Origin of the sequence: Pseudoalteromonas aliena (genome assembly GCF_038155085.1) — a bacterium.
GTDB classification, from domain to species: domain Bacteria; phylum Pseudomonadota; class Gammaproteobacteria; order Enterobacterales; family Alteromonadaceae; genus Pseudoalteromonas; species Pseudoalteromonas aliena_A.
Genome location: NZ_JBAKAU010000156.1, coordinates 1 through 223 on the forward strand (window position 1 = coordinate 1; position 223 = coordinate 223).

General features: G+C 49.3%; 1 pseudogene. It reads right to left on the bottom strand.

Annotated features, from left to right (window positions below):
- Positions 1-48: 48 nt before the first annotated feature.
- A pseudogene (locus tag V6260_RS18910) lies at positions 49-223 on the bottom strand (NAD(P)H-hydrate dehydratase); the annotation flags it as partial.

Below are 223 nucleotides of genomic sequence, written 5' to 3' on the forward strand. Positions count from 1 at the left end.
TCGCTCAGTGGCGATATCACCGGCTTTAGCGTGCAGTGTTACGCCTTAGCGGGCTGCTTCATCAATATTTAAACCTTGAGCCAGAAAAGCACCAATAATACAAGTTAGTACATCGCCACTACCACCCACGGCCAGTGCCGGAATGCCGACCTCACACACCCATGTGTGCTCAGCATTATCAATAAAGGAACCTGCGCCATTTAATACGCACGTAGCGTTATAG